This window comes from Fortiea sp. LEGE XX443 (genome assembly GCF_015206815.1).
Classification (GTDB): Bacteria; Cyanobacteriota; Cyanobacteriia; order Cyanobacteriales; family Nostocaceae; genus Nostoc_B.
Genome location: NZ_JADEXZ010000028.1, coordinates 60,579 through 67,651, shown reverse-complemented (window position 1 = coordinate 67,651; position 7,073 = coordinate 60,579). Strand labels below are relative to the sequence as shown.

Genomic DNA, 7,073 nt, shown 5'->3' with positions numbered 1-7,073 from the left:
CGCCTAATGCTAGGAAGGCGCAGGGGAATAGTAATACTCCTGACCAACCTACGAATACGAAGCGATCGCGCTTTAACCAGTCGTCTAGTACGTCAAACCACCCTCTACTGGGGGCGCGTCCTACTGCAATGGTCATGAGAGTGAATCTCCAAATATTTTCTTATAAGTACAGTTCTGCTTACAGGCTAGTTTTTAATAGCTTTTTGTATGCAGAAAGTTTACTGGTTTGTCAATCCAGTTTACAATTTTTTACTGACTCTAATAATTCTAGGTGAAAATCGTGATTTTTTCCAGGGGATTCTGAATCAAATTTAATCTTTGGGAAGTAGGGATAGAAGAGTAAAGAGGGAAATATCTCCGCTCCGGCTCTGTTCCCTCTTCCCAATCTCCAATCTCATAACGCTAAAATGAGTCCTACAGCTATGTTTGATTAATCCTAAATGTTTACCATTGACATAAGTGTAAGAAACACTGCTTTCCCTATATCGGTACAAAGTAAGTCCCCAGAGGACGCTGAGGCTGTCTATCAGCTGATTTTGGCAGCAATGCGCTCTGGCAATCCTGATATTGTGGAACTCAAGTGTGAAGGTAAGGCAGAGAAAAAAATCGCTGTCCGTGCTAGTGAAATTTCTGGGGTACAGGTTATTCAGAAAGATGGTGTTAGCACTAGCAGTGGTAGAGCGCCCGGCTTTTTTGCCTTAGCTGGTGAGTAAGGTATAGCAATGGCGGAAGTGGGCATTAAAGTCAAAGATTTAAATTTCAGTTGGCCTAATGGCGAGACAGCCGTCAAGTCTTGCTCTCTAGAAGTTCCCAAGGGTGAATTTTGGATGCTTTTGGGTACTAACGGTAGTGGCAAATCAACTCTACTCCGACTACTAGCGGGGCTTTTGCAGCCCCAGTCTGGCGAAATTGGGGTGCTTGCGCCCGTGGGTTTTGTGTTTCAAAATCCCGATCATCAACTGGTGATGCCAACTGTTGGTGCTGATGTGGCGTTTGGGCTGGTGGAAGAAAAATTGCCTCCTGCTATGGTGAGGGCAAGGGTTGAAGAAGCCTTAGGAGCAGTAAATTTGCTTCAGTTGCAATTACGCCCTATATATGCTCTGAGTGGGGGACAAAAACAGCGTGTGGCAATTGCTGGTGCGATCGCCCGTTGTTGTGAAATCTTATTATTAGATGAACCCACCGCTTTACTCGATCCTGATAGCCAGCTAGATTTAGTGGCTAGTGTCCGCCGCCTTGTCAAAAGTCGGGGTATTACAGCCTTGTGGGTGACACATCGCCTAGATGAGTTGAATTACTGTGATGGCGCTTTTTTACTAAATCAAGGCTCCTTAATTGATTGGGGTGAACCTCAGCGCCTCAAACAACGATTGATGACAGTACATGATGAAGTACCCTAAATACTGGAGCTAATTCATCAATAATCATTAACATCTACAACGCGCTTTATTAAAGGCGCGTTTATTTTTGTGACCAAAGAGGTTAAGAAAAATAAACTATGCTAAAGTCCTCTTCCCTCCTGCCTCCTGCCCTCTGCCTTCTGCCTTATTCCAACTACAAAATATTTACGCCGTTCTACTTATAGCTTAATTTTGCAATCTCTTCGCATTATTTGGTTATTTGTAACATAGTGTTACAGGCAATGCTTCAATTAATATAAAAGTTATGAATGGATTGTGTTAACTCTAGAAAATTGTGATTAAAAACCATGCCCCGTCCCTCAGTCCCAGCCGTTCTATTCGTAGATGGCTACAACATAATTGGCGCTTGGCGTTGCCTGAAAAACACCCGTGATAGCGCTGGCTTAGAGGCAGCACGCGGAGAACTAATTGACGCAATGATTAATTACAGTGCGTTTCAAGGTTATGAAACTCAAATAGTTTTTGATGCTCATTATCATCACGCCTCTAGTAACAGGGAAATTATTACTGAGCTTGTCTCAGTTTATTACACTGATTTTGGGCAAACAGCAGACACTTACATCGAAAAAAGTTGTGCCTCTTTGCGATCGCAGATAATTTCATCTCAAATTTCTCGGATGATTGTGGCTACATCAGATAGGGCGCAACAGTTGGTAGTACAAGGGTATGGAGCAGAATGGTTATCAGCACAACAACTGTGTAGTGCTGTGGAAACTACAGTTTGTCGAGTACGTCAAAAATATCAAACCCGCAAAAAATCCCAGAGTAGATTTTTGGCTAGTGCTATTGATGACAAAGCGCGGCAGAAGTTGGCGGCATTGCGTATGGGATTACAGTAACTGTTAGCATCCAAAAGTCTCTAACCTGCCTCCAGTAAGGATTTTTGGCTGCAAGCATATTTAACGCAGAGCATCTGCAAAAAAAAGTTTGGCAAAGTACTTGCCATATCCTATAGACTAAGCTAATATTATGAATCGTGAGCGTTCCTCAGTAGCTCAGTGGTAGAGCGATCGACTGTTAATCGATTGGTCGCTGGTTCGAATCCGGCCTGGGGAGTTAAAAATCATCAAGGGTGAAGAATGAAGAGTGAAAAGTTAAATTTCAAGCTTCATTCTTCAGACTATCAAGAGCTATGGTCACTGGATGCTAACGTAGCATTTCTTAATCATGGTTCTTATGGTGCTTGTCCTAAAGCTGTATTAGAATTGCAGCAAAGTTTGCGATCGCAATTGGAACAAGACCCAGTAAATTTTTTTGGCAGAAAATGGGAACCACTGCTAGACAACGCCAGAAGTAAGCTGGCAGCATTTATTAATGCAGATATTCAAGATTTAGTATTTATCCCAAATGCTACAACAGGTGTAAATTCTGTGTTGCGCTCTCTCAGATTTTCACCAGATGACGAAATCCTCACTACTAACCACGAGTATAATGCTTGCCGCAACGCCCTAAATTTTATCGCTAATCGTACTGGCGCAAGGATAGTAGTGGCAAAAGTTCCTTTCCCGTTGGAGTCGCCACAGCAGGTAATTACAGCAGTCTTAGAGAAAGTTTCATCTAAAACACGATTAGCACTACTAGATCATATAACTAGCCAGACAGGATTAATCTTTCCTATCCAGCAGCTAGTAAAAGAGTTGCAGGCGCAGGGTGTAGAGACATTGATAGATGGCGCTCATGCACCAGGAATGATTCTCTTAAATATGCAAGAGATTGGCGCAACTTACTATACTGGGAATTGCCATAAATGGCTGTCTGCACCCAAAGGAGCCGCATTTTTGTACGTGCGACGGGATAAACAACCAGAAATTCATCCGTTGACAATTAGCCACGGCGCTAACTCTTCACGCACCGATAAAAGCCGATTTCAGTTAGAATTTGACTGGATGGGTACAGATGATCCTACCGCTTATATGTGCGTACCGGAAGCGATCGCCTTTATGGGTTCTCTGTTACCTGGTGGTTGGAAGGAGTTAATGCAGCGAAACCATCAGCTAGTTTTACAAGCAAGAGATTTACTTTGTACAGCGCTACAAGTACAACCACCTTGTCCAGATGAGATGATTGGTTCAATGGCTGTTGTCCCAATGCCTGTAAGTTTAGAAAACCGTAGTCATATATGGCTACATGATGAATTATTGGATCAATTTGGCATTCAAGTACAAGTCGTTCCTTGGCAGGAATCACCTCGAATGCTAATCAGGATTTCAGCACAGATTTACAATACTTTAGAACAGTATCAGTTTTTGGCAAAAGCACTCAAAAATTTAGGTGTCGCTAAATAATGAGATGATTGAGGCTGACCCACAGACACGGACAAGTCTATTATTTATCAATTCTCTTTTTCCCAATCCTCTATCTGCAACCCATTCACTCGACTAAATTCCCGCGTATTATGCGTAATTAATATTAAATTATTCGCTATTACAATAGCAGCAATCTGCACATCATACGGGCCAATCGGCGTACCACTAGCAGCCAACTCAGCCCGAATCCTCCCATAAATCTTGGCTGCTCCATCATCAAAGGGCAACGACACAAAATTCTTCAGAAATGCTTCTTGTAAAGTTAGAGTACGTGTAGGATTGTTACTTCTCATTGCACCATAAAATAGTTCAGCTTTCACCACAGAACACACAGCAATATCTTGTGGCGACAGCGATCGTATTTTTTGTCTCACGCCAGACATAGGGCGATTTAAATAAACAATACAAGCGTTAGTATCTAACAAATAAATCATTCCAATAACGGCTCTCTTTCTTCGTATTCGCCTTGAGGATATCTTTGAATTGGGTCATCTGCTAAACAACCAGCAGTTTGCTCAAGAAAACCAGGAGGCCAGCCTAATTCTTCTGGCGTTTTGTGCTGTTTTGGTATTTCTATTGGTTGATAAATCACCATGATTTCTACTTCTCTATCCGCTATTCCCACGGGGATATCTAAATGTAAAATTCCATCTTCACCGACACGCTTCGTTAATTTAATACTGTGCATTAGTGTTTAACCTTTATTACTCATGCACCTTGGCGCTGACGACGTTGTTCTAATTTCGCCTGTATTTGATGAAAAACAGTATCACTATCAATCATCTCACAGCGTTTTGATGCCTCTACACCAATCATAATTTCCTTTCAGCAATTATTTTTCGTTATTACACGATATGTAGAGACGTAGCATTGCGCTACATCTCTAAGAATTAAATTACCGCTTAGGCGCACTCAACCCACGACGCTCAAGCACGTTCCGCACTTCTGGACTAGGTGTATAGTTATAGCCGTAAGAAGAGTTTTCCGAATCATCCATAACTTGAGGTGTGAGTAACACAATTACCTCATTACGCTGATTGTTTTTGTTTGTTCTTCTAAACAGTGAACCAATCAGTGGTAAGTCTCCCAAAATAGGGATTTTAGACACAGTTACCCGGTCTTGGTCTTGAATAATACCTGAAAGAATTAACGTTTGACCATCACGTAGACGAATCAAGCCTGAATTAAGAGAGCGTTCAGATACTAAGAATATAGTTTGGCTACTACCCCCTCCCAAATTAATTTCTGCCGAAGATTGAGGGGCTTTGACAATGGGTGCTACTGATAATGAAACAAAACCATTATCGTCAATTCTGTCAACTTTGACAGCTAGTGTTAGACCAACACTTGTCTTCTCGGCGGTAACTGTTTGTATAGCGGTATCAGCACCACGAGTTATTTCGTTCCTAATATTTCCTACTACTTCTTGAGTTAGATTTACGTTAGCCGTTTGACCTTCTTGGACAATTAAAGTTGGGTCTGTCAATATCTTGGCATTACCACTAGTCACCTGAGCTTGCAAACTAGCTAGGAAGCGTCTGGGGAATTGAAATAACGTTGGCAAAGAGGTGGTAGCTGTACCAAGAGCGCCTTGCGTGACAGTTGATGTACCATCAGCATTTCTGGTAATAATGTTATCTGTTGCTGGAGTAATATTAGAAAAACCCGGTTGTAGTGGGTCTCCAGTAGGTGCAACAGGTCTATAGAAGTTACCTGCTCCTGGGTTAGCAACTCTGGTAACGTTACCGTTTGCGTCTACCACTACTGTACCTGGAGTAGTTCCTGGAATAGATACAGAACTATTTGGATCTAGGAAGGGGGAGCCTTGAACTGGGTTTGTAATGACTGGTGTACTAGTTACACTACTCGCTACCTCAGCACTAGTAGCAGGTCTAGAACCCCCAAAATTCAAAGATGCAGCACCGCCATCATTAACGAAAAAGTTATTACCAACACCAAAAGAAAAACTAGTGCTTGTATTTTTGGTGTTTAAAAGGTTAACATCAACAATTTTGACATTAACTACCACTTGACGGCGGCGGATATCCAGCTGTGTTAGTTGAGAAACTGCTATATCAATTTGTTTGGCAGGCCCAATCAAAGTTATGGAATTGGTACGCTCATCTCCTAATGCTTGTAAACCTCTTAGCAAAGGTGTCGTGTATTTAGAATCATCAAGAGTTAGACGTTCAATTCTTGTTTCAGTAGTTGTCTGACTTTGAGTTACTGGAGTAGCTCCAGCGCCAACAGGTACAGCGGTGACGTTGGTAACTTGCCGTTCTCTGGTTACAGCACTTTCAGCCCCCATACCAACTAAAAAGTTCAAAGCGACTCCCACGTTTACCTGATTCAGCCGCAGACTACGCACTACAACATCACGAGTTGAATTAGGTAACTTAGGCCCAACAAAAACTGTACGACCATTACGATTTGCTTCTAAACCACTCAAGCGCAAGACATAGTTAAACACATCTTGCACTGGCTCATTTTCTATATCCAAAGAGATTGTTTGAGAACTTGCTTGTCCATTAGCAGGAGCAGCGCCTTGCTGACCTTCAGCAGTAGAATCACCGCTGATGTAAGCCAAATTGAGGTTAGCAGCACGAGCCAAAAGTGATAAAACCTCGCGCACTGGCGCATCTCTCAGCACCAAGCGAGGAACACGTTCTTGGGTTCCTAAATCAATTACACTGGGAGAGGCATCTGTAGCAGAAACAGCAATATCTCCTACTGGTGGGGCAACGGCTCTAGGCAAAAAAGGCGGAGCTTGGCTTGCAGGTTGACCAGGCCCGGCTGCTTGTGCTGGTCTACTATCAATACTAATTTCTGGGTTAGGAACGAGAACATCTGGCTTTTGACTCGGTTGCACTGGCACAGGCACATTAGCAGAAGGCGCTGTTGGTACTGATGCGATGGTTCCTGTCGATGGGGTAAAGCCGAGGGTAATTCTGTCATCTTTTCGCACCACTGGTTGACTACCAGGAGCATCGTTGTCACCAGTCACTATCACCCGAATACTATTAGCATCTAGCTGCATAACTTCAACAGAGGCAATTCCTGATGCAGGTTTATCTTGACGGAAGTTACTGCCTCGTGGTAATCGTAGTTGAGCATTAATAATATCAGAAACTAAAGTTTTACCTCTTTTAGTTGTAAAAATTTGCGGGCGAGAACCTGAAGATGTTTTTAAAACAACACTAATACCACCATCAACAGGATTTAACTTGACTTCATTAACTTGAGTTACCTGCGCCCAGACTGGTTGAGCTACCAAAAATGTCAAAGCAGCAGCACCCAATATTAAACTATTACCGTGAAGTTGTTTCACAGTTCATTCCTCACTTTA

Annotated in this window: 7 protein-coding genes, 1 tRNA gene and 1 pseudogene; 5 read left to right on the top strand and 4 right to left on the bottom strand. The window is 42.5% G+C overall.

Annotation, left to right across the window (positions count from 1 at the left end; genetic code table 11):
- Positions 1 to 136 (bottom strand): annotated as a pseudogene (locus IQ259_RS12955) (photosystem II D2 protein (photosystem q(a) protein)); the annotation flags it as partial.
- Positions 137 to 440: 304 nt separating this feature from the next.
- Here IQ259_RS12955 and IQ259_RS12950 point away from each other — a divergent pair.
- From IQ259_RS12950 to IQ259_RS12930, 5 genes are all read left to right on the top strand, one after another.
- Positions 441 to 713, top strand: a complete 273-nt coding sequence (locus IQ259_RS12950; RefSeq protein WP_193885293.1) for a hypothetical protein — start codon at positions 441 to 443, stop codon at positions 711 to 713.
- Positions 714 to 722: 9 nt separating this feature from the next.
- Positions 723 to 1,400: an ABC transporter ATP-binding protein gene (locus IQ259_RS12945; RefSeq protein ID WP_193885292.1), complete on the top strand. Its 678-nt coding sequence runs from the start codon at positions 723 to 725 to the stop codon at positions 1,398 to 1,400.
- Between the two features lie 308 nt (positions 1,401 to 1,708).
- Positions 1,709 to 2,260: an NYN domain-containing protein gene (locus IQ259_RS12940; RefSeq protein ID WP_193885291.1), complete on the top strand. Its 552-nt coding sequence runs from the start codon at positions 1,709 to 1,711 to the stop codon at positions 2,258 to 2,260.
- A 145-nt stretch (positions 2,261 to 2,405) separates the two neighbouring features.
- Positions 2,406 to 2,477 (top strand) — tRNA-Asn (locus IQ259_RS12935).
- Between the two features lie 23 nt (positions 2,478 to 2,500).
- Complete coding sequence (locus tag IQ259_RS12930) at positions 2,501 to 3,706, top strand: aminotransferase class V-fold PLP-dependent enzyme (RefSeq protein WP_193885289.1); 1,206 nt, start codon at positions 2,501 to 2,503, stop codon at positions 3,704 to 3,706.
- A 47-nt stretch (positions 3,707 to 3,753) separates the two neighbouring features.
- Here IQ259_RS12930 and IQ259_RS12925 read toward each other — a convergent pair whose 3' ends face one another.
- The 3 genes from IQ259_RS12925 to IQ259_RS12910 form a co-directional block, all read right to left on the bottom strand.
- Positions 3,754 to 4,161, bottom strand: coding sequence for a type II toxin-antitoxin system VapC family toxin (locus IQ259_RS12925; protein ID WP_193885287.1), 408 nt, complete (start codon positions 4,159 to 4,161; stop codon positions 3,754 to 3,756).
- The gene (locus tag IQ259_RS12920; RefSeq protein WP_193885285.1) at positions 4,158 to 4,415 is read right to left on the bottom strand and encodes a hypothetical protein; all 258 of its coding nucleotides are present in this window, start codon (positions 4,413 to 4,415) and stop codon (positions 4,158 to 4,160) included. The genes IQ259_RS12925 and IQ259_RS12920 overlap by 4 nt, the downstream gene beginning before the upstream one ends.
- A gap of 207 nt (positions 4,416 to 4,622) precedes the next feature.
- Positions 4,623 to 7,055: a type IV pilus secretin family protein gene (locus IQ259_RS12910; RefSeq protein ID WP_193885283.1), complete on the bottom strand. Its 2,433-nt coding sequence runs from the start codon at positions 7,053 to 7,055 to the stop codon at positions 4,623 to 4,625.
- Positions 7,056 to 7,073 lie beyond the last annotated feature (18 nt).